Here is a 23,197-nt window from a genome sequence, read left to right on the forward strand (position 1 = left end):
ACCGATCCACAACCGCTCGCGCTGCGAATTGCCTTAGTGCGGGCAGGAATTCGACGATGAGTGGGCAGCGCGGTCCCCAACCGCCGCCGGGGTCGCGCGGCGCCGGTCCGCGGATACCCCCGATCGTGGCCGGTGCCGACGATCGCGAGGAGATGCGCGCGCTCTACCGCGCCACCGGCGCCGCCGCGTTCGGGCTGGCCCTGCGGGTGCTGCACCGCCGCGGTGCCGCCGAAGATGTGGTCCGCGAAGGCTATCGACGGGCGAGATCGGCGCAGTGGATCGCCGACGAGGACGACGGCGGCCGGGAACCCGATTTCCCCGCCGCGGAATCCGGGGACGACCACACCGAGCCAGCTCCGCTGTCGCGTCCCGGGCCGGACCTCGGGACACCGTGGGGGCGTTCGGCGTTCGTCGCGACCGAACAACGATCAGACCTGGCCCCCCACACCTACGGTGCGATGGATGTCGCCTTCGGTCGCGGCGCCGTCTACTCCCATAAGGGTTCCCGCCTGCCCGACCACGCGAGCACCGAGGCAGGCTCTCGCTCCGAGACCCCGGATCGCCTCGGCACCGACCACCCGGACCGACGTTACGAGGGCACAGACGACGCAGTCCATGGTCTGCCCGGCTCCCACACGGACCACCCATCCGAGGTCACCGAGCCGGGCAACACCGGTACCGACCATCTGAACGCCGACCACGCCTTCGGCCACATCGATGTCGATCGGTCGGGCGCGGTCGGCATCGACACCGAATGTCTCGGGACGGATCGTTTCGGCGCGCCCTCCCGGATCGCCCACGACGGCCCGGCCTTCACCCCCGACCAATCCTGGCTGCTGGCCCAGATCCATCGTCTCGCGGTTCAGCGCGCGCGTCTGGACCGCCGTGGCGGCGACGACATGCCGTGGCTGGCGGCCGCGGCCAGACTCGGGTTCGACGACCCCCTCGACAGCCACTGCGAGATCTTCGTCCTCGCCTACTACGGCGGCCGCACCTACCGCGCCATCGGCCGTGAACTGGGCCTGCGGGTACCGATGGTGACAAGGCTGCTGGGCGAGGGCATCGAACGGCTCGCCGAACAGCGGATCCCCCGGTGGACGGCCAGGCAGTCGTGGTGCCCGCCCGGCTCGGTCCTGTCCCTGGCCGACGCCTACGCGCTCGACGCGGTCGCCGAACTCGAACACCACCACATCGAGAACAGGCTCACCGCCACCACCCCGAACAGTCTGTCGCAGTTCGCCACCCGCGTGCGCGGTGTGCACGAAGTGCTCGCGCTGCTGGCCGCCGACGACCAGCACACCCCGCCCCGCGCGCTCGAAACCCGCATCCTCGCCGACCTGGGCGCCGCGCCACAGCGACGCGGCCAGTGGGTGGCCAGACCGCCCTGGTTGCGCCGCTTCGGCGGTCAACCGGAGAGTTAGAGCACCACCACGTGGTCTTCGGCGACCCGTCCGCCGAGGCGAACCCACCCGTCGGAGTCCCACTCGGTGTAGAGCTGCGAGCCCTGCCCTTGGGTGATGATCAGCCCGCGGCGCAACTGGGCGGTGAGCGCGACCGCCGCCGCCCCGGTCGCCTCGTCCTCCGCGATGCCCATGGCGGGCGCGAACATCCTGGCGCGCAGCGCGCCACGTGACTCGTCGGTCCAGGCCCAGAAGAAATGCTGGCCGTCGGTGAAGTCGACGGGGGCCAAGGCTGCCAGCTCCTGCACCGAATCCAGTTGCTGGAAGGCGAACTTCGGTGCCCACTCGGCGCGCGCGGTGATCCAGGTCAGACCGTCGGTTCGGTTGACGGCCACGGGCCCCGCGGGCACCCGCAAGGTGTGCACCGGCGTGCGTTGTACGTCGAGCCACCACGCGGTGCCGACGGTGGGATGCCCGGCGAAGGGCAACTCGACGGCCGGGGTGTAGATGCGGACGTCGGCGATGCCGTCGATCGGATCGGAGACGACCGTGGTTTCGCTGAACCCCAGCCGTGCCGCCAGTTCCTGCTTGTCGAGGGCGACGACGTCGCCCGCGCGGGCGATGCCGAGCGCGTTGCCGAGGTTTCCGGCCGGATCGGTGAACACTCGGACGACCTCGACCTGGACGTTCGGGGCATCGGGCACATCATGTGCGTTCATGATCGCGAGCCTACCGGGCCGCTGTGCGAGGCCCACCGACCCGCGAGCCCGCCAAGACACGTCCGCTCCCAGCACGGCAGCGGCCCCGATCCGGAATCCGGATCGGGGCCGCCGGGCCTCGAAACAGGCGCGAAACCGACGAATCAGACGGCAGCCGAAGCCAGCGCCTCGGTGGACGCGACCGCCTGGCCGACACCGGCGACGATCGCCGCCGCACGCAGTGACTCGAAGATCACCTCACGCGACACACCGGCCTCGCGCAGCGTCTTCTCGTGCGCCTCGAGGCAGTGCGCGCAGCCGTTGATCGAGGACACCGCGAACGACCACAGCTCGAAGTCGGCCTTGTCGACGCCGGGGTTGCCGATGATGTTCATCCGCAGGCCCGCGCGCAGATCGTCGTAGCGACCGTCCAGGAACGCCTTACCGCGGTAGAACACGTTGTTCATGCCCATGATCGACGCGGCGCCCAGCGCGGCGTCGTAGGCCTCGGCCGAGAGCACGTCGGCAGCCTCTTCGGCGACCTCACGCAGGGTGGTCGCCGAGCGCGTGGCGGCGGCCGAAGCGAGCAGGGTGCCCCACAGTTGCTGCTCGTTGAGCACCGTGGTGCGGGCCAGCGAGGACAGATTGAGCTTGAGGTCCTTGGCGTACTCGGGAAGAGAGTTCTTCAGGTTCTCGATGCTCATGACAGTGGGGCTCCTTCAGGGTGTTTCGGTGGGGAAGTGGTTCAGACGCTGGCGGTGAGCAACTCACCCGCGTTGATGGTCGGGTCGCCCTTCTTCCAGTTGCAGGCGCACAGCTCGTCGGACTGCAGGGCGTCGAGCACGCGCAGCACCTCGTCGACGTTGCGGCCGACCGAACCGGCGGTCACCGAGACGAACTGCACCTCGTTGTTCGGGTCGACGATGAAGGTGGCGCGATCGGCGACGCCGTCGGCGTTGAGAACGCCGGAGGCGGTGGCCAGTTCACGCTTGAGGTCCGACAGGATCGGGAAGGGGAGGGTCTTGAGATCCTCGTGCTGTGCGCGCCACTGGAAGTGCACGAACTCGTTGTCGACCGAGGCGCCGAGCACCTGCGCGTCACGATCGGCGAACTCCTCGTTCAGCTTGCCGAACGCGGCGATCTCGGTCGGGCACACGAAGGTGAAGTCCTTGGGCCAGAAGAACACGATGCGCCACTTGCCGGCGTGGTCGTCGCTGGTGATCTGGGTGAAGTAATCGTCGGGCTGCTGCGCGTCGACCTTGGAGAGGTCGCCTCCGATGACGGCCTTGAGGTTGTATGCCGGGAACTGGTCGCCGATGGTCAGCAGAGCCATGCTTCGTCTCCTCATTCGTGGTGTGGTTGATGTCAGCCTACTGAAAGGTAAAGCCGATTGCTGGTCGTACACTGATAGGCGTGAGTGATCAGACTTATCAGCCAACCCTGTCGCAGCTGCGTGCGTTCGTGGCCGTCGCCGAATACCGGCATTTCGGCACCGCCGCAGCGCGTTTGACTGTGAGTCAACCCACGTTATCGCAGGCACTGGCATCACTGGAAAACGGACTCGGGCTCCAGCTGATCGAGCGCAGCACCCGCCGCGTGCTGGTGACCGCCGCCGGAATGCGACTGCTGCCGCAGGCCATGGCGACCCTGGAAGCCGCCGATCGATTCGTCGCCTCGGCGACCGGCGACACCCTCGGCGGCACGCTGCGCGTGGGCATCATTCCGACCGTCGCCCCGTACGTGCTGCCCGGACTGCTGCCCGAGTTGCGCCGCAAACTGCCAGGGGTGCTACCCCAGGTGGTGGAGGACCAGACCGCGCGGCTGCTGGACGGGTTGCGCACCGGTGTGCTCGACGTGGCGGTGCTCGCCCTGCCGACCGAAGCCAACGGCCTGGTCGAGATCCCCCTCTACAGCGAGGAATTCGTGCTGGTCACGCCCCGCGGGCACGAGCTGGCCGGCCGCACCGACCTGGCCGCGCCCGCGCTCGCCGACCTGCCGCTGTTGCTGCTCGACGAGGGCCACTGTCTGCGCGATCAGACTCTGGACCTGTGCCGCTCGGCCGACGTGCAACCCGGGACGGTCGGCGATACCCGTGCCGCCTCGCTGACCACCGTCGTGCAGTGTGTGGCCGGCGGGCTCGGGGTGACGCTCATCCCGGAGATGGCCGTGGCCGCCGAGACCGCGCGCGCGAATCTGGGCACCGCCCGCTTCACGGCCCCCGCTCCCGGTCGCACGATCGGGCTCGCGTATCGAGGGTCTTCCGCGCGGGCCGCGGACTACGAATACCTCGCGGCGGTCATCCGATCCAAGCGCCCTTTCTGATCTGCGTGCTGCTCGGACAATGCTTGTGTGACAGTGGGCTCGTTATCGAGCCAGGCGAATTGTCATAGTTGCGGAATAAATTTCGCAAAATGGACTTTTCTCCGCTCGCCACCGGAGGGCGAGCGGATTTTTAGCATCGCAAATCAAATAACTTCTCGGTGATCCAGCGATGTGTCGGTTGCTTCGATCAGCGCTAGAATCATTGCAGTTAACTATTGGCATTCACGTGTTCGGGAATGCTGCAGCCGGGGAGTTCGGTCCACAGCCCCCACGACACGGTATAGCGATCGGAGCGGTGCGGCAAGTGTCTGCGCCACCTTTGTGGATCGATTCCGAATCGTGCTGAATTCGGTACCCGATGCATGTTCCGCGGGTGATCCGACTATGCGCGGACGGCCGAAACGGCCCACCGGAGAGGATGTCGAACAGGGGCAGGCCAGGTCGGGATGCCGATCGCCACGGCGGCGACGTCCTAAACGTCCTTTCTGTGTTCGTGACCATGTTGAAAGGTTCCGGCAATCGGATTCGGCAACTTTGTGGCTATATAATCGACATCTTGAAGTGAGCTGTAAGAGGGGAGGTCGAAATGGGCCGAAAGAGTCGCATCGATGACAGTCAGGACCGGTCGAAGCGGTTGGAAATCGGCTCATTCCGCTATTCCCAAAAAAAGGATTCCGGTAACGGTTCCGGCGCTGGGTCCAACGGCAGCGGACACCCGTCATTCGAAATCTTTCCGCTGACGGCGGCGCAGCGGGGGATCTGGTTTGCCCAGCACCTCACCGAATCGTCACCGATTTCTGTGGCCCAATACGTCGAGGTCGTCGGAGAGGTGGACGCCGAACTGCTTGCCGAGGCCTGCAGAACCGCCAGTCGCGAGTTCGGATCCGGGCATACGCGACTGATCGAGGTCGATGGAGAGCCCTGTCAGTTCGTCGACGAGGACCGTGGAGGTCCGGTATCGGTCGTGGACCTGCGCCATCATGCCGATCCGGTGGCGACCGCGCGCGCGATGATGGCTCAGGACTATTCCGCTCCGCTGGACATGCTGAACGACGACCTCGTGACGAGCATCGTGTTCCGGGTCGGCGAGGACCATGTCCTGTGGTACCAGCGCGCGCACCACATCGCGCTCGACGGATTCGCCGCGGTAACGATGCTGCACAGGATGACCGAGCTGTACAACGCTTGGGTGAAGTCCGAGGAACCGGCATCGTGCGCGGCGCAGGACCTGGAGGTCATCGTCGAGCAGGACCTGGCGTACCGGGGTTCGACACGTTTCGACAACGACCGCAACTACTGGCTGGAGCATCTGGCAGGCGCGCCGCCCGCCGTCAGCCTGGCCGGTCGCGTCGGCAAGCCCACCATCCATCCGGCGCTGGTCAGCACAGAGCTGCCCGACGCCACCGCGCGTCTGCTGACAAGCGTCGCGCTCGAACATGGTCAGAGCGTGGCTCCGACCATCGTCGCGGCGTTCGCCGCCTATCTCGCGCGGATGACCGGAAGCGACGAAGTGATGCTGAGCCTGCCGGTTTCGGGTCGGCACTCCGCCGTGCTGCGCCGTTCCGGGGGGATGGTGGCGAATGTGGTGCCGCTGCGGGTGCGGGTGGCCGGCCGCAACGTCGGTGAACTGATCGCCGCGGTGCAAAGTGAGTTGACGAGTGCACTGCGGCGGCAGCGCTACCGCCAGGAGGACATATTCCACGATATGGGGATCGCGCGCGACGAGGCGGCGTCCTTCGGGCCTGCCGTGAACCTGATGCTGATCGAGAACGAGGTTGTGCTCGGCAACACGACAGGCCGCCTCAACGTCCTCACCTCAGGCCCTACCGCCGACCTTTTCGTCAATATCTACCCGGGTGCGGGCAAAGACAGTACGCATATCGACTTCCAGGGAAATCCGAACGCCTACACCCCGGACGAGCTCGCGGGTCACCACCGGCGGTTCCGCATGTTCCTGCACGAGTTCCTCGCCGGGGGAGCGGAATGTCGAGTCAGCGGATTGTCGCTGCTCGACGTACACGAGCGGTCCACCCTGCCGCGGGTGCGGGGGCCGAGCGGAGTCGAAACACGGCTGCTTCCCGAGATTCTGACCGAGAGCGCGCGCCGGGATCGCAGTGCGTGCGCGATCGTCTCGGCCGGGCAGACGATGACCTACGGCGAGCTGGACGACAGATCCTCCCAGCTGGCCCGGCATCTGATAGCTCTGGGTTGTGGCCCGGATGCGGCGGTGGCGATCATGCTGCGACGCTCGGTCGAATCCGTGGTGGCGACATGGGCGATCGCGAAATGCGGGGCCGCGGTGGTCCAGCTGGCCCCCGAGTACCCGCGCAAGCGGGTAGAACACATGGTCGCCGACAGCGGCGCGACCGTGGCGATCACGATCGACGACTTGCGCGACCGAGTCCCACCGGCCACGCGGTGCGTGGTTCTCGATGATCCCGCGACCCTGGGGGAAGGCGGCGCCGACAGCGGGCCGATTTCCGACGACGACCGTATCCGGCCACTGCGCCCGTCCAACATCGCCTACATCACCTATACCTCGGGATCCACCGGAACGCCGAAAGGCGTTCAGGTCACGCACACCGGCCTCGCGAATCTGATTGCCGACCGCGCCGCCACCTACGGAATAGACGCGACCTCTCGGGTGTCGTATGCGCTCTCGCCCAGTTTCGACGCCTCCATGGAACAGTTTCTGACCTGCTTTGCGAGCGGATCCGCGCTGGTGATCGTGCCGCCCGAGGTGACCGGCGGCGAGCCGCTCACGCGACTGCTGGCCGACGAGCACGTGACCCACCTGACCCTGACGCCCACGATGCTGGCGACCGTGGACCCGCATCCGGCGACCGACGTGCGCGTGCTCGTGGTCGGCGGCGACGTCTGTCCACCGCACGTCATCGAGCGGTGGGCGTCGTCGTTGTCCATGTACAACGAATACGGTCCCACCGAGGCCACCGTGACCGCCGCCGGCGGCGTGCTCGGACCCGGTCACGCCCACCTGGTCGGTGGCCCCCTTCGTGGCGTCGCGGCGATGGTGCTGGACCGAACGCTCCAACCGGTGCCGAACGGCACCGCGGGCGAGCTGTATCTCGCCGGGCCGGGATTGGCCCGCGGATACAGCCATCTGTTCGTCGAAACCGCCGCCCGGTTCGTCGCGGACCCGTACGGCGGCGCGGGCGAGCGGATGTACCGCACCGGCGACATCGCGCGCTGGACCGGCGACAACGCCGAGATGGCGCTGGAATTGCTGGGACGCGGCGACTTCCAGGTCAAGATCCGTGGCTACCGGATCGAACCGGGTGAAATCGACACCGCGCTCACCACACACGAGGACGTGGATCTTTCCGTGACGGTGCCGGTGCACAACAACGCGGGCACGACCGTGCTGGCGTCGTATGTGGTCCCGGTCAGCGGCCGTCGGATCGAACCGCTCGAACTCCAGCGCTTCGCCCGTGATTCGCTGCCGCCGCAGATGGTTCCGGCGGTGATCATCGCGTTGGACAGCCTCCCGGTGAACGCCTTCGGCAAGCTCGATCGCAGCGCTCTGCCGAAGCCGGAGTTCGGGACCGCGCCGGTCGGCCGGCCGCCGGCCACCGCCCGGGAGAAGGCGATCGCACGGCTGTTCACCGAGGTGCTCGGCGTGCCTCTGGTCGGGGCGGACGACAGCTTCTTCGCCCTGGGCGGCGACAGCATTCTGTCGATCCAGCTGGTGGCGCGGGCCAAAGCCGATGGCCTGAGTTTCTCCACACAGGATGTGTTCGTGCACAAGACCGTTGCGGGCTTGGCGGCCACGGCGACGAAATCAAGCGATACGCCCGAGTTGGCCGAGTTGCCCGGCGGCGGCGTCGGGCCGCTGCCGTTGTCGCCGATCATGTGCGCAATGCTGGATCGGGGTCATTACGACCGATTCGCGCAGGCCGCGCTCGTGCAGCTGCCCGATGGGGTCGATCGAGCGGGCCTCGTGCGCGCAGTGGGATCCCTGCTGGACCGCCACGACATGCTGCGCGCGGTCTTGCGCGGCGATTCGGTTGATAGCTACGTCGAGGTACTCGAGCCGAACGCGGTCGACCCGGACGCCGCGCTTGTCGATGTTCGCCTCGATCGACGGGACGCCGCCGAGGTCGACCGCCACCTGCAGCAGGCCGCCGATCGATTGGACCCGGGCAAGGGTGTGCTCGTTCAAGCCGTCTGGATGCGGGATCTCCACGGCTCGGGACCCGACCTGATGTGGCTGGTGATTCACCATCTCGCCGTCGACGTGGTGTCGTGGCGCATCCTCCTCGCCGACCTCGCGCGGGCCTGGGCGCAGATCTCCGACGGCGGCGAACCGGATTTCGGCCCGATCACCACCTCGTTCCGGCGGTGGGCGCACGGCCTGGTCGAGTGGGCGCCGGGCAGACGGTCGGCGGAGCTCGACAGGTGGAACGACGTCCTCGCGCGGGGTGATCAGCTTCTCGGATCGCGCCGTCTGGTTCCGGATCGTGACGTCGGCGCCACGGCGGGCCGGGTCCACCAGCGCATTCCGGCAGCGGTCACCGAGGCGGTTCTCACCACCATTCCGGACCGTTTCCACTGCAGTGCCAACGATCCGCTGCTCGCGGCGCTGGTACTGGCACTCGGTGAGTGGCGGCGCAGGCGCGGTACGGAGGCGACCGCGGGCGAGCTGATCTCGCTGGAGGGACACGGCCGTGAGGAGCGGGCCGTGCCCGGCGTCGATCTCAGTGGCACCGTGGGCTGGTTCACCACCCGCTTCCCGGTCCGGATCGACTGGGACGGTGTCGATCTCGATGACGCGCTGGCCGGCGGCGCAGGTGCTGGACTGGCGATCAAACAGGTGAAGGAGCAGTTGCGCGCGGTGCCGGACAACGGCATCGGCTACCAGGTGCTGCGTCATCTCGATCCCCAGGGCCGCGCCGAGCTCGCGGACTTGCCCGAACCTCAGATCAGCTTCAACTACCTCGGGCGGGTCAGTGTCGCTGAACGCTCGATGCCCTGGGCGCCCACCACCGAGTTCACCGCACTGACCGCGACGAGCGATCCGGGGATGGCGCTGCCGGCCGTGCTCGATGTCAACGCGATCGCCGAGGAAGGTCGCGACGGGCTCGAACTCGACGTGACCTGGGAATTCGCCTCGCAGATATTGGGTGCCGAGGAGGTCGACGAGCTCACCGGGCTGTGGGCTCGCGCGCTGGGGGCACTCGCCGACCACGTCCGATCCGACACCGGCTACGGCTTCACGCCCTCCGACTTCCCGCTCACCGCCGTATCGCAGGACGATGTCGACCACTGGCTGGGGAAATACCCGTCGATGATCGATGTGTGGCCGCTCACCGCCTTGCAGTCCGGGCTGCTGTTCCACACCATCTACGACCGCGACGGCGACGACGGCTACATCGTGCAGGTGGCGCTGACCTTCGCCGGGCAGGTGGACGGTGCGCGGATGCGCCGCGCCGCGCAGGTGCTCATCGACCGGCACGACAGCCTGCGGACGGCGTTCGTCGAGAGTGTCGATGGGCCACGGCAGATCGTCCTGCGCGACACCGAAGTCGATTGGGGCGAGTCGAATCTCGCCGGCATCAGCGATGGGGGCAGGCGGGCGCGAGCACTTCGGCGACTCGCGAGGGCGGCAGTGGCTCCGTTCGACCCGGCCCATCCACCGCTGGTGCGTTTCCACCTGGTGCGCACCGGCGTCGATACTTTCCAGTTGCTGGTCACCAACCACCACCTCGTGCTCGACGGCTGGTCGATGCCTCTGCTGATCCACGAGCTGCTCTCCTTGTACACCTCCGATGGCGACACCGCCGAGCTCGCGCCCCCTCGTTCGTACCGGGAGTATCTGCGGTGGCTGCAGGCGCAGGATCGCGACGCCGCAATCGCCGCGTGGCGGGAGACGCTCGCCGGAATCGACAGTCCGACACGGGTCACGGGCAGGCCGGATCGGTCCGTCGCCGCGCACGTCGGTGAGGTCGACCTGAACCTGGACGCGGCGACCACCGCAGCGCTTCTCGATCTGGGCCGCTCACACGGCGTCACCGCCAACACGGCCCTGCAGGTGGCATGGGCACTACTGGTGGCCGCGCTGACCGGACGGTCGGACGTGGTCTTCGGCAATACGATCGCGCACCGCCCGCCGCAGATTCCGGATGTCGAGCGCATGGTCGGGCTTCTCGTCAACACGCTGCCCGTCCGAGTCCGCCTCGACCCCGGCGAAACCGTCGGCGACCTGCTCGTCCGCGTGCAATCCGAGCAAGCCGCCATGCTGGATCATCAGTACATCGGCTTGGCGGAGCTGCAACGGGCCACCGGCATCACCGACATGTTCGACACCGCGACGGTGCTCGAGTCGTATCCGCTCGACCGGGAACTGCTGGCGCGCAATCTCTCCGACGCCGGCTTGCGGTTCGTCGAGATCGACGCACACGACGCCACGCCGTATCCACTGAGTTTGCAAGTGTCCCCGCCGCGGTCGAGTCGCGACCGGCGATCGGATGCCGCCGACGAGCCGAGCACCTACACGGTGACGCTGAAATTCGCCACCGACCGATTCGATTCGGCCGAGGTCCGTACGCTGCTCGAACGCTTCGAGCTTCTTCTCACGCAGATCGTCAGGAATCCCGCCCGCAACGTCGCCGCGATCTCCTCCTGCTGGGATTCCGAACGCGCGGAACTGCTTTCGGTCGGCAGCGAGGAGCCGCCCGCCGCGGAGCTCGTGCTGCGCGACATCCTGTGGGAGACCGCGCGCAGGTATCCGGATGCCGTGGCCCTGCGGTGCGGCGACACCACGTGGACCTATCGTGAGCTGGAGCGCCGCGCCGACGAGTTCGCACATCTGCTGGCCCGCCATGGTGCTCGCGCCGAGTCGATCGTCGCGTTGGCCGTTCCCCGTTCGGCTGAACTGGTGGTCGCCATCTGGGCGGTGGCGAAGACAGGCGCCGCCTTCCTGCCGTTGGATCCCGGCAATCCCGCCGCGCGGATCGCGGAGTTGTTGTCCGACTCCCGGACCGGTCTCGGCGTGACGACCAGCGATGTCGCACCGAGCCTTCCGGACACCGTCGACTGGTTGACGCTGGACGCTGCGGCTACGGATGCTGACGAAAATCTTCCCCGTCTGTCCGAAGTCTCGGCCGGGGCCGATCGGCTGTCGGCCGACAACGCGGCATACGTGATCTATACGTCCGGATCGACCGGCAAACCGAAGGCGGTCCACCTCAGCCATCGCGGCCTGGCCGACCTCGTCGCGGCGCAGGTCGACGCCTTCGGTGTCGGTCCGGGTTCGGTGGTGCTGCAGGTCGCGTCGCCGGGCTTCGACGCCTGCTTGTCGGAGTTGCTGTTGGCGCACGGGAGTGGCGCCGGTCTCGTGGTGTCGCCGCCGGAGGTGTACGCCGGGACCGACCTCGAGGAATTGCTTCGGTCGCAGCAGGTGTCGCACGCGATCATCACCCCGTCGGTGCTGAAAACCATGGATCCGTCCCGGACACCGTCGTTGACATCGCTCGCGGTCGTCGGCGAAGCGACCGAGCCGGACACCGTGAACCGGTGGGGGCACGGCCGACGGCTGATGAATCATTACGGACCGACCGAGTGCACGATCTGGGCGACGGGGTCGGACGCCCTGGTACCCGGCGAACTGGTGACGATCGGCGGCCCGATCCGAGGCGCGTCGGCGATGGTTCTCGACCGGTGGCTGCGACCGGTGCCGGTCGGTGTCGTGGGCGAACTCTATATCGGTGGGCCCGGACTCGCCCGCGGGTACGTCGGTCGACCGGGTGTGACCGCGTCGCGCTTCGTCGCGGATCCGCGATCGCTTCGCGGCGAACGGATCTACCGCACCGGTGATTCCGTGCGCTGGGTGCGCGGTCGCGCCGGATTGGCACTGGAATATCTGGGTCGAGGCGATCAGCAGGTCAAGATCCACGGTCTGCGGATCGAGCCGGGGGAAATCGATGCGCACCTGGCTCTGCACCCGGAGGTGGCGAGCGTCGCGACCGTCGTGGTGAAGGGGCCTGCCGACGAACCGGTGCTGGTGTCCTATTTCGTCTCCGCCTCGGGCGCCGTGGTCGACGTGGTGGCACTCGGCGACGATCTGTCGCGCACGCTACCGCGCTATATGAACCCCGCGGCGATCGTGCAGCTCGAAGAGATGCCGCGCACACCGACCGGAAAACTCGATCGGAAAGCATTGCGGCAGAGGTCCTTCGATGCCCACGCCGCGGACGGCAGAATGCCGTCGACGCATACCGAACAGGTCATGGCGAAACTCTTCGCCGACGTGCTCCATCTCGACACCGTGTCCGCCGACAGCAATTTCTTCGCGCTCGGCGGGGACAGCATCGTCTCGATGCGACTGGTGGCGCTGGCGCGATCCGCCGGGCTCACGCTCACGCCGCGAGATGTCTTCGAAGGCAAGACAGTTGCCGCCCTCGCCGCGATGGCCGACGGCGATGGGGCCCCGCCGGTGGAACGCGCCTCGGATTCTCCGCTCGTCGCCCTCACCCAACCCGACATCGATCGGCTCGAGCAGCAATACCACGGCCTGTCCGACGTCTGGCCGTTGTCGCCCATGCAGTCCGGTGTGCATTTCCACTCGACGTTCGACCCGGATGCCGGGGACAACTACACCGTCCAGACGATGATCGGATTTTCCGGCGAGGTCGACGGTGAGCGCTTGCGCCGTGCCGCGCAGGCCGTGGTCGACCGGCACGACATCCTGCGGGCCGCCTTCGTCGAGACCGCGGGCGGGCCCCGTCAGATCGTGCTCGACCATGCCGAGATCGGATTCCGGGAGATCGATCTCGCCGGTGACCGCGACGCGGAATCCCCGGCCGACCCGGCAACGATCGCCGCGGCGGACGCGGCGGCGGGATTCGACCTGTCGGCTCCTCCGCTCCTGCGCTTGACGCTGATCCGTCTCGACGCGGGGTCCTTCCGGCTGCTCGTCACGAATCACCATGTGATCCTGGACGGCTGGTCGATGCCGCTGCTGATGCGAGAACTGCTCGACTACTACGGGTCTCCCACCCATATCGACTCCGCCGGACCCGCACCCTCCTACCGCGACTATCTGTCCTGGCTGGGGCGCCAGGACGCCGCCGCATCCAAGGCGGCATGGGCACAGGCCTTTTCGGATGTCGACGCACCCACCCGGGTGTCGCGCGACGTGCTCGCGACGGGTTCGGTATCCGCCGCCGAAATCGAGGCCGAGCTGACGGCAGATCGTTTCGGAGGTCTCCGTCGAGTGGCAGCCGAGTCGGCCGTCACCATCAATACGGCGGTCGCCGCGGCCTGGGCCCTGAATCTGCGCGTCCTGACCGGTGAGACCGATGTGATCTTCGGATCCGCGGTGTCGGGACGGCCACCGGAGTTACCGCGGGTCGAGCAGACGCTCGGCATGTTCTTGACCACGATTCCCGTGCGAGTCCCGCTCGAACCCACCATGACGGTGCGCGAGTTGCTGACCGGCATTCAGGAGCGGCACGCTCGCATGCTGGATCATCACCACATCGGCCTGCCCGAGATTCACCGCAGCGTCGGTCTGCCCGAACTCTTCGACACCGCCGTCACCTTCCAATCGTTCCCCGTCGACCGGACGGCACTACAGCAACTCATCGAGTCGGCGGGCCTGCGGGTGGACGAACTCAGCGGTGTCGACGCGACGCCGTACCCGCTGAGCCTGGTCGTGGCGCCGAAACAGTCCGTGCACGGCGAAGCACAGGCACTGCGGATCACCCTGCGATTCCACGACCGCGCGTTCGACACCGCGGCGGCGCGCCGGATCCTCGACCGCTTCGTCGAGTTGCTCGGCCGGATCGCCGTCGACGCCGACCTACGGCTGGGTGAGCTGCCGCTCGACCAGGAACCGGGGCCGTCGTGGCCGGTTTCGGGTGCGGAACCGGAAATCCCGGACACGCTGGACCGGATCCTCACCGCGTGCGCTACCGCCGAACCCGACGCCATCGCCGTGCGATGCGGTGCGACCGCCATGACGTACCGGCAGCTCGACGAGCGATCCGCACGTCTGGCCCGGGTCCTGCTGCGGCACGGCGTCCGGCGTGGACAGGTCGTCGCCTCGGTGCTTCCGCGATCCCTGGCGGCGACGGTGACCCTGTGGGCCGTGGCGAAGACCGGTGCCGCAGTCCTGCCGATAGACCCGACCCTGCCGCCGGAGCGGATCGACTTTCTGCTGTCGGATTCGAAAGCCGTGCTCGGGCTGACCGACTCCTCCGCCGGGGCGCACTTTCCCGATGGCGTCGACTGGCTGGTCCTCGACCAGGAGCAGATGCTCGACGCCGCGGATTCGGTTGCCGCGGTGCCGATCACCGATGCCGAACGCGGCGGTCCGATCCGGCGGGATCAGACCGTGTACGTGAGCTACACCTCCGGGTCGACCGGTATGCCCAAGGGTGTGCTCGTCAGCCATCGCGGCCTGGCCGATATCGTCGCGGCGCAGCGGCGGATTCTCGGCGTCGACCCGAGTTCGGTGGTGCTGCAGGTAGCCTCGCCCAGCTTCGACGCCTCGGTGTTCGAGTTGTTGATGGCGCACGGCTCGGGCGGCCGACTGGTCGTCTCGCCTCCCGATGTCTACGCCGGACCCGAGCTGGCGGATCTGATCGGTCGCGAACATATCTCGCACGTGGTGATCACTCCCTCTGCGCTGGCGACAGTCTCGTGTGACGGTCTCGACGGGCTGCGCGTGCTGGCGACAGCCGGTGAGCCGGTCGGGCCGGAACTGGTCGATCGGTGGGCGCCGCACCGCACCATGGTCAATCTCTACGGGCCGAGCGAAAGCACGATCTGGGCTACCGCCAGCGACGCACTGGCGCCCGATGCCGCGATCACGATCGGCAGGCCGGTCGGCCCCGTCGCGGTCGTCGTGCTCGATACCTGGTTGCGGCCCGTGCCACACGGTGTCGAGGGCGAGCTGTATCTGTTCGGTCCCGGCTTGGCCGACGGGTACGCCGCCAGGACGGGGTTGACCGCGTCGCGGTTCGTCGCGTGCCCGTTCGCGGAGCCGGGTCAGCGCATGTACCGCACCGGTGACGTGGTGCGCCGTGGCGTCGACGGCGAGATGGAATTCTTGGGGCGCAACGATTTTCAGGTGAAGGTGCACGGCACCAGGATCGAGCTGGGGGAGATCGACGCGGTGCTCGATGCGCGGGCGGATGTGGCGTACGCGGTCACGGTGCCGCGCCGCGACGGCGCGCGAGCGGCGGTGCTGGCGTCCTATGTCGTGCCCGCGCCGGGGACGCAGGTATCGGGCGAGCAGTTGCGTGCGGCACTGGCCGAGGTGCTGCCCCGGTACATGGTGCCGTCCACGGTGATGGTGCTGGACGAGGTGCCGCTGACCGTCAACGGGAAGCTGGATCGCGAGCGGCTGCCCGAGCCGGTGTCCGTCACGCGAGAATTCCGGGCGCCGTCGCCGGGGTTGGAAGAGTTGGTCGCGCGGACATTCGAGCAGGTGCTCGACGTGGACCGGGTGGGAGTCGACGACGACTTCTTCGCGCTGGGCGGCGATTCCCTGAGCGCCTCGATGGTGGTGGCGCGCCTCGGCGCTGCCCTGGATACGCGAGTGCCGGTGCGGTCGGTTTTCGAGGCGCCGACCGTCGGCGGATTGGCCGGTCTCGCCGCGGCGCTCAGCGGTGGGGGCCGGTTGCCTCTGCTGCCGGGAGCCCACCCCGACTCCGTGCCGCTGTCGCTGGCCCAGCAGCGGATGTGGTTCCTGAACCGGTTCGAGCCGGATTCGGCGGTGCACAGCATTCCGGTGATGCTGCGGCTGTCCGGACGGCTGGACACCGAAGCGCTGGCTGCCGCGCTCGCCGATGTGGTCGCGCGCCACGAAGTATTGCGGACGATATATCCAGAAGTCGCCGGTGAGCCGCGCCAGGTCGTTCTCGACGAGACCGCGGTGCCGGTGCGGGCGGTGCGAGTGCCCGCGGATTCCGTCCAGGAGGTGGTGGGCGAGTTCGTGCGGCGTGGATTCGATGTGACCGTCCGGGTGCCGATGCGCGTGGGCTTGTTCGAGCTGGGCGCCGAGCGCGACAGTGACACAGGAGAATTCCTGCTGGTGCTCGTGGTCCATCACATCGCGGGCGATGGTCAGTCGATGGGGCCGCTGGCGCGTGACGTGATGGTGGCCTATGCCGCGCGACTGGCCGGGCAGGCACCGCTGTGGGAGCCGCTCGCTGTGCAGTACGCGGATTTCGCGTGGTGGCAACGGCAGATGCTGGGGGCCGCGGACGATCCGGCGTCGTTGATGTCGGAGCAGTTGGAGTTCTGGCGCTCGACGCTCGCGGGTGCACCGGACCGGCTGGAACTTCCGGCGGACCGCCCACGCCCGGCCGTCGCATCGCTGTCGGGAGGCCGGGTACCGGTGGAGATCGGTGCGAGCCTGCACGAGCGGCTGGTCGCGCTGGCACGGTCGCGAGGGTCGTCGCTGTTCATGGTGATGCACGCGGCGCTGGCAGCGGTGTTGGGGCGGCTGAGCAGCAGCGATGACGTCGTGATCGGCACCCCGGTCGCGGGACGGGGCGAGCCTGGTCTCGACGATCTGGTGGGGATGTTCGTGAACACGCTGGCCTTGCGGACCCGCGTGGATACGGGCGAGCCGTTCGCCGAGTTGCTGATGCGCACCCGGCAGACGGACCTGCTGGCGTTCGAGCACGCGGACGTGCCGTTCGAGCGGGTCGTGGAGGAGTTGAACCCGGAGCGATCGGCGGCACGACATCCGTTGTTCCAGGTGGCCTTGGCGTTCCAAAACGTGTCGACGATCGAAGTGGTGCTGCCCGACGTCCGGGTGGCCCGGGCAGAGGTGGATACCGAGGCGATCCAGTTCGATCTGCAGCTGGTGCTGTCCGATTCATCCGCGCAGGGTATGTCGGGAATGTTGACCTATGCTCGGGATCTGTTCGACGAGGTGACCGCAGCGGCGATCGTCCGGCGGCTGGTGCGGGTACTGGAAGCCGTCGCCGACGATCCGGCCGTAGTAGTCGGCGATATCGACTGGCTGGAAGCCGACGAGCGCTCGTCGCTCACCTCGCGGGTCGGGGCGCACACCGTGGCGGCGCTGGAACCGTCCGGATTGCTGCCGGAGGTGTTCACCTCGGCCGTCCGGGACAACGGCGACGGTATCGCCGTCGTCGCGGGGGATGCCACGCTGTCGTATACGCAGCTGGACGAACGATCGAGCCGGCTGGCGAGGGTGCTGATCCGCCGTGGCGCCGGACCGGAGAATCCGGTGCTGGTGGCAGCAGCGCGGTCGGCGGAGTCGGTCGTCGCGTGGTGGGCGGTGGTGCGGTCGGGTGCGGCATACGTGCCGGTCGACCCGAGCTACCCCCACAGCCGGATCGAGCAGATGGTGTCGGATTCCGGTGCGACGCTGGGGGTTACGGTGTCCTCGGTGCGTGCCCAGCTGCCCGATTCGGTGGACTGGATCGTGCTCGACGACCCGGCCGTCGCCGCGCGGATCGACGCGGCGGCGAGCGGCCCGATCGGCGACGACGAGCGGACGCGGCCGTTGCGAGCCTCGGATGTCGCCTACGTGGTCTTCACCTCCGGATCCACCGGAGTGCCGAAGGGCGTCGCCATCACACATTCCGGCATCGCCGGCTTCGTCGCCGGGCGGCGTGCCGACCGAGAGCTGCGGCACACGTCCAGGGTGTTGCATTTCGCGTCGCCGTCGTTCGACGCCGCGGTGATGGAGATCCTGATCGCGGCCAGTCGAGCCGGTGCGCTCATCGTGGCGCCGACGGGGATCTACGGCGGCGACGAGCTGGCCGAGTTCCTGCGCGTGCAGCGGGTCACCCACGCCTTCATCACCCCGGCCGCGCTCGCGTCGGTGGATCCGGCCGGGCTCGACGACCTGCGGATGGTGTTGTCCGGTGGTGAGGAGGTCCCGGCGGATCTGGTGAGCCGATGGGCGGGCACCGACGTCGCGGGCGCCCGGGAGTTCCAGGTGCTGTACGGGCCGACCGAGGCCACGATGCTCGCCACGGCGACGCGCGCGCTGCAACCGGATGGTCGGCCGACGATCGGCGTCCCGCTGCCGGGGATCCAGGCACTGGTCCTGGATGACCGGCTGCGGCCGGTGCCGGTGGGGGTGGCCGGAGAGTTGTATCTCGCGGGTCCGGCGCTGGCGCGCGGGTACCTGAACAGGGCGGCTCTCGACGCGGTGCGGTTCGTGGCGCTCGCGTTCGGGGAACCGGGACGCCGCATGTACCGGACCGGTGATGTGGTGCGCTGGAAGACCGACGGCGATCTGGAGTTCTTGGGGCGCAACGATTTCCAGGTGAAGATCCGTGGTTACCGGGTAGAGCTGGGCGAGATCGACGCGGTGCTGAACGCCCAGGCGGAGGTGGCCTACGCGGTCACGGTGCCGTGGCGTGCGGGCACCGGTCCGGCACAGTTGGTGTCCTACGCGGTCCCCGAAACCGGCGCGAGCATCTCGGGCGAACAGTTGCGCGCGGCGTTGGTCGAGGCGCTGCCGTCGTACCTGGTGCCCGCCGCGGTGATGATCCTCGACGCGATCCCCTTGTCGCCGAACGGAAAGCTCGACCGCGCGGCCCTGCCCGCACCCGTCGTCCAGGCCAAGCGGTTCCGGGCACCGGTGTCACCGGCGGAGGAAATAGTGGCGGGCGTCTTCGCCGACGTCCTCGGCAACGACGGTCCCGTCGGCGCCGACGACGACTTCTTCGACCTCGGCGGCAACAGCCTGGTGGCCACCCGGGTAGCCGCGCGGATCGGTGCCGCGCTCGACGTGACCATCCCGGTGTCGATGATCTTCGAAGCGCCGACGGTCGAGAGGTTGGCCGCGCGCGCCGAATCGCACGCCGATACCGGTCGGGTAGCGCTGACCGCGCAGCCACGGCCGCGGCGAATTCCCCTGTCGTACGCACAGCAGCGGATGTGGTTCCTGAACCGGCTCGAGCCCGGCTCGGCCGCCTACAGCATTCCGATGGTGCTGCGGCTGTCCGGACAGCTGGATCTCGACGCGTTGCGCGCGGCGATCGAGGATGTCCTGGATCGGCACGAAGTACTGCGGACCGTATACCCGTATGCCGACGGCGAGCCGTCGCAGGTGGTCCTTTCCGCCGCTGACGCGTATCCGCCGCTGACCGTGACCTCGGTCGCGGAACCCGAACTGGCCGAGTCGTTGTCGGCGTTCGTCTCGACGGTGTTCGATGTGACGGTCGAGGCGCCGGTGCGGGTGCGGTTGTTCGAGCTCGGGCGGGACGAGTGGGTCTTGGCCGTGGTGGTGCATCACATCGCCTGCGACGGGTCCTCGCTCGGCCCGCTGGCACGGGACATGATGACGGCGTACACAGCTCACCTGCTCGGGGAGTCGCCGAGCCGGCCGCCGTTGCCGGTGCAGTACGCCGACTACGCGATCTGGCAGCGGACGGTATTGGGGTCCGAAGACGATCCCCAGTCGCTGCTCCGTGCCCAGATCGACTACTGGACCCTCGAGTTGGCCGAGCTCCCGGTATTGCTGGGGCTGCCGACCGACCGACCGCGTCCGCCCGTGCAGACCCATGCGGGCGCGAGCGTGCCGATCACTGTCGGTGCCGATCTGCACGCGGGATTGCAGCAGGTCGCGCGAGAACACAACACGACGCTGTTCATGGTCTTCCATGCCGCGCTGGCGGCCACGCTGGCCCGGCTGGCCGATACGGACGATATCGCGATCGGCACTCCGTTCGCCGGACGCGGCGAGCCCGAACTCGACGATCTGGTCGGGATGTTCGTCAACACCCTGGTGCTGCGGACCCGGTTGACGCCGGGGATGACGTTCACCCAGCTACTCGAACACCAGCGGGGGACCGATCTGGCCGCGTTCGGACACGCCGATGTTCCGTTCGAGCGGCTGGTGCAAGAGCTGAACCCGGTGCGGTCGCACGCCCACCATCCACTGTTCCAGGTGATGCTGGCATTCCAGAACGTCGGCGGGGCCCAGTTCGAACTTCCGGGGCTCTCGGCGTCCGCCGTGACGGCCGACACCGACATCGCGCTGTTCGATCTGCTGATCACGATGTCGGATTCCTATGACTCCGCCGGTGACCCGGCCGGCATCAGCGGCGGGGTGATCTACGCGAGCGACCTCTTCGACGCCACGACAGCGACAGCGATCGTCGATCGCCTGCTGCGATTGCTCGGCGAACTGGTGACCGATGCGACACAGCCGGTGCGCGAAGTGGATCTGCTCGGCGACGATGAGCGCGAAACCATCCTGACGCAGTGGAATTCGACCGATCACAGCCTCCAGCCGGAGGAGACGCTCCCCTCCCTCTTCGCTCACTCCGTGCTGGCGCGAGCGGATCGGCCCGCGGTGACAGCCGGAGAGCAGACATTGACCTATGCGGAATTCGCGTCCCGCGTCAATCGGTTGGCGCGGTGGTTGATCTCCCGCGGAGTGGGGCCGGAGTCGTTGGTGGCGCTGCGGATGCGGCGTTCACTGGACCAGGTCGTCACCATCTACGCGGTGCACGCCGCCGGGGGCGGATACCTGCCGGTCGATCCGGACCTGCCGGCCGACCGCATCGACTACATGCTGTCCATCGCCGCACCGGCGCTGGAGCTGTCGTCCCTCGATGGGCTGGAGCTGTCGGGATTCGACGACGGGCCGGTCACCGACGCCGATCGGCTCGCGCCGCTGCGATCGCACAATGTCGCGTACGTGATCTTCACGTCGGGGTCGACCGGTCGACCGAAAGGCGTCGCGGTATCACACTGTTCAGTGGTCAACCAGGTGCGGTGGGTCAACGAGACCTACGCGCTGACGCCGAAAGACGTCGCCCTGCTGAAGTCCCCGGCTACGTTCGACATGTCGGTGTGGGAGTTGTTCGCGCCGCTGGCGGCGGGCGCGCGGCTGGTGATCGCGCGAGCCTACGGGCATACCGACCCGGCCTATCTCGCCGAAACCATCGCCGCCCAGCGGGTCACGGTCGCCGCGCTGGTGCCGTCGATGGTGGCGGTACTGGCGGACATGGCGCCCGCGCAGTCGCTCGAGTCGGTGCGGACGCTGCTGGTGGGCGGTGAGGCATTCGACCCCGAGACGGTGGCCGCGGCACGGCGAATGGTGCCCGGGGTCGAGTTGCACAATCTGTACGGGCCGACCGAATGCACCGTGTGCTCGACCGCGCATCGGGTGAGCGAAGCCGAGAGCGCGACCATGCCGATCGGCTCACCGGTATGGAACACGCGCGCATACGTCCTCGACGACCGGTTGCATCCGGTACCGCCCGGCGTCGCCGGGGAGCTGTACCTGGCGGGCACCCAGCTCGCGCGCGGCTACCAGTCACGCCCGGGCCTCACCGCGGAACGGTTCGTGCCCGATCCGTACGGTGACGGCAGGCGCCTGTACCGCACCGGCGACTTGGTGCGCTGGCGCCGGACCGGCGAATTGGATTACCTGGGCCGCACCGATTTCCAGGTGAAGCTGCGCGGCCTGCGCATCGAACTCGGCGAAATCGAGGCAGTACTCTCCGAGCACCCCAGCGTCGCGCGGGCGATCGCGGTGGTGCGCCCCATCGGTACGATGGAGCACCTGGTCGGCTACCTCGTGCCTGTCGCGGGCGCGACGGTCGATACCGCGGCGGTGGCCGCGCACGCGGCGACCAAACTGCCCGACTACATGGTGCCCGCCACGATGATGGTGCTCGACTCGGTGGCCTTCCACTCGTCGGGCAAGCTGGACCGTCTGCGGCTACCGGAGCCGGTGCTCTCGGTAGCGGAGTTCAGGGAGCCCTCGTCGTGGCTGGAAGGCGAGGTCGCACGGGCCTTCGGAACGGTGCTCGGCGTGGATCGGGTGGGCGCCGACGACGACTTCTACGCATTGGGCGGTAACTCGCTGAAGTCGGTGCAAGTGGTGAGCGAGTTGCGCAAGGAACTCGACTACGAGGTGCCGATCAGCTGGATGCTGTCCGATCCCTGCCCGGCCGACCTGGCCAAGCGGATCGAATCCAGAATCCGCTCCGGTTCGACCGTCGACGGGACCGATGCCGGCTTCGACACGCTGTTGCCGATCCGGACCGATGGTGACCGAGCGCCACTGTTCTGTATCCACCCGGCCGTCGGCCTGTCGTGGTGCTACCGCACACTCGACCGCTACCTCTCCGACGGCCGACCGATCTACGGCATCCAGGCGCCACAGATCGGCGGTGAGATCCCCGGTCCTACATCGATCGAAGAAATGGCAGCACGCTACTTCGACGAGATTCGCGCGGTTCAGCCACAGGGCCCCTATCACCTGCTCGGCTGGTCACTGGGTGGTGCGATCGCCCATGCTATTGCCGTCGAGATGCGCGCCGCCGGTGAACAGGTCGCGCTGCTGGCACTGTTGGACGCCGAAGTCGGCGGTGTCGACGAGTCGACGCTGCGCGCCGTGACGGCCGGCGAGCTGATCAGCAATCTCGGCCCGGTCATGGGCGTCGATTTCATCGACCCCGATGCGACAGCCGAGGAGGCTGCCGACCTGATCGAACGACATCTGGGAAGCAGCCTCGGCATCGACGCGGCACGGATCCAGCGCCTGACCGATGCCTACAACCTGGCGGTCCGGGCAGCCGGTGCGTGGCGTCCGGCGGTCTTGGACAGCGACATGCTCTATTTCACCGCGACACGCGACCGGCGATCCGACGTCGCGGGTCACGAGGGATGGGCGCGGGTGGTCCGCGGGCAGGTGTCGAGCTTCGATATCGACGCAGCCCACCTCGAGATGACCCAACCAGGTGCGATCGCCGAGATCGCCCGGATTCTCAACGCGCGACTGGATCAATGACCGTGTGAGGT

6 protein-coding genes are annotated in these 23,197 nt (G+C 68.0%); 3 read left to right on the top strand and 3 right to left on the bottom strand.

Annotation, left to right across the window (positions count from 1 at the left end):
* The first annotated feature begins 56 nt into the window (after positions 1–56).
* Positions 57–1,421 (top strand): hypothetical protein, encoded by a 1,365-nt coding sequence (locus ACFQ9R_RS03245; RefSeq protein ID WP_378988576.1) that lies wholly within the window; start codon positions 57–59, stop codon positions 1,419–1,421.
* Here ACFQ9R_RS03245 and ACFQ9R_RS03250 read toward each other — a convergent pair.
* The 3 genes from ACFQ9R_RS03250 to ACFQ9R_RS03260 all read right to left on the bottom strand — a co-directional run bounded on the left by ACFQ9R_RS03250 (position 1,418) and on the right by ACFQ9R_RS03260 (position 3,431).
* Positions 1,418–2,119 (bottom strand): PhzF family phenazine biosynthesis protein, encoded by a 702-nt coding sequence (locus tag ACFQ9R_RS03250; RefSeq protein WP_378988578.1) that lies wholly within the window; start codon positions 2,117–2,119, stop codon positions 1,418–1,420. The two genes, ACFQ9R_RS03245 and ACFQ9R_RS03250, sit on opposite strands and share 4 nt — an antisense overlap.
* Before the next feature lie 143 nt (positions 2,120–2,262).
* Positions 2,263–2,802 carry a carboxymuconolactone decarboxylase family protein gene (locus ACFQ9R_RS03255; RefSeq protein ID WP_378626640.1) on the bottom strand — a complete coding sequence of 180 codons (540 nt, stop codon included), beginning with the start codon at positions 2,800–2,802 and terminating at the stop codon, positions 2,263–2,265.
* Positions 2,803–2,843: 41 nt separating this feature from the next.
* Complete coding sequence (locus ACFQ9R_RS03260; RefSeq protein ID WP_378988580.1) at positions 2,844–3,431, bottom strand: peroxiredoxin; 588 nt, start codon at positions 3,429–3,431, stop codon at positions 2,844–2,846.
* A gap of 80 nt (positions 3,432–3,511) precedes the next feature.
* On the opposite strand from ACFQ9R_RS03260, the gene ACFQ9R_RS03265 reads away from it, so the two are divergent.
* Together ACFQ9R_RS03265 and ACFQ9R_RS03270 are read left to right on the top strand one after the other, a co-directional pair.
* On the top strand, positions 3,512–4,420 hold the full coding sequence (locus ACFQ9R_RS03265; RefSeq protein ID WP_378988582.1) for a hydrogen peroxide-inducible genes activator: 909 nt from the start codon (positions 3,512–3,514) through the stop codon (positions 4,418–4,420).
* Between the two features lie 634 nt (positions 4,421–5,054).
* Positions 5,055–23,186 (top strand): amino acid adenylation domain-containing protein, encoded by an 18,132-nt coding sequence (locus ACFQ9R_RS03270; RefSeq protein WP_378989120.1) that lies wholly within the window; start codon positions 5,055–5,057, stop codon positions 23,184–23,186.
* Positions 23,187–23,197 lie beyond the last annotated feature (11 nt).

The organism is Nocardia sp. NPDC056541, assembly GCF_042794235.1.
GTDB lineage: Bacteria > Actinomycetota > Actinomycetes > Mycobacteriales > Mycobacteriaceae > Nocardia.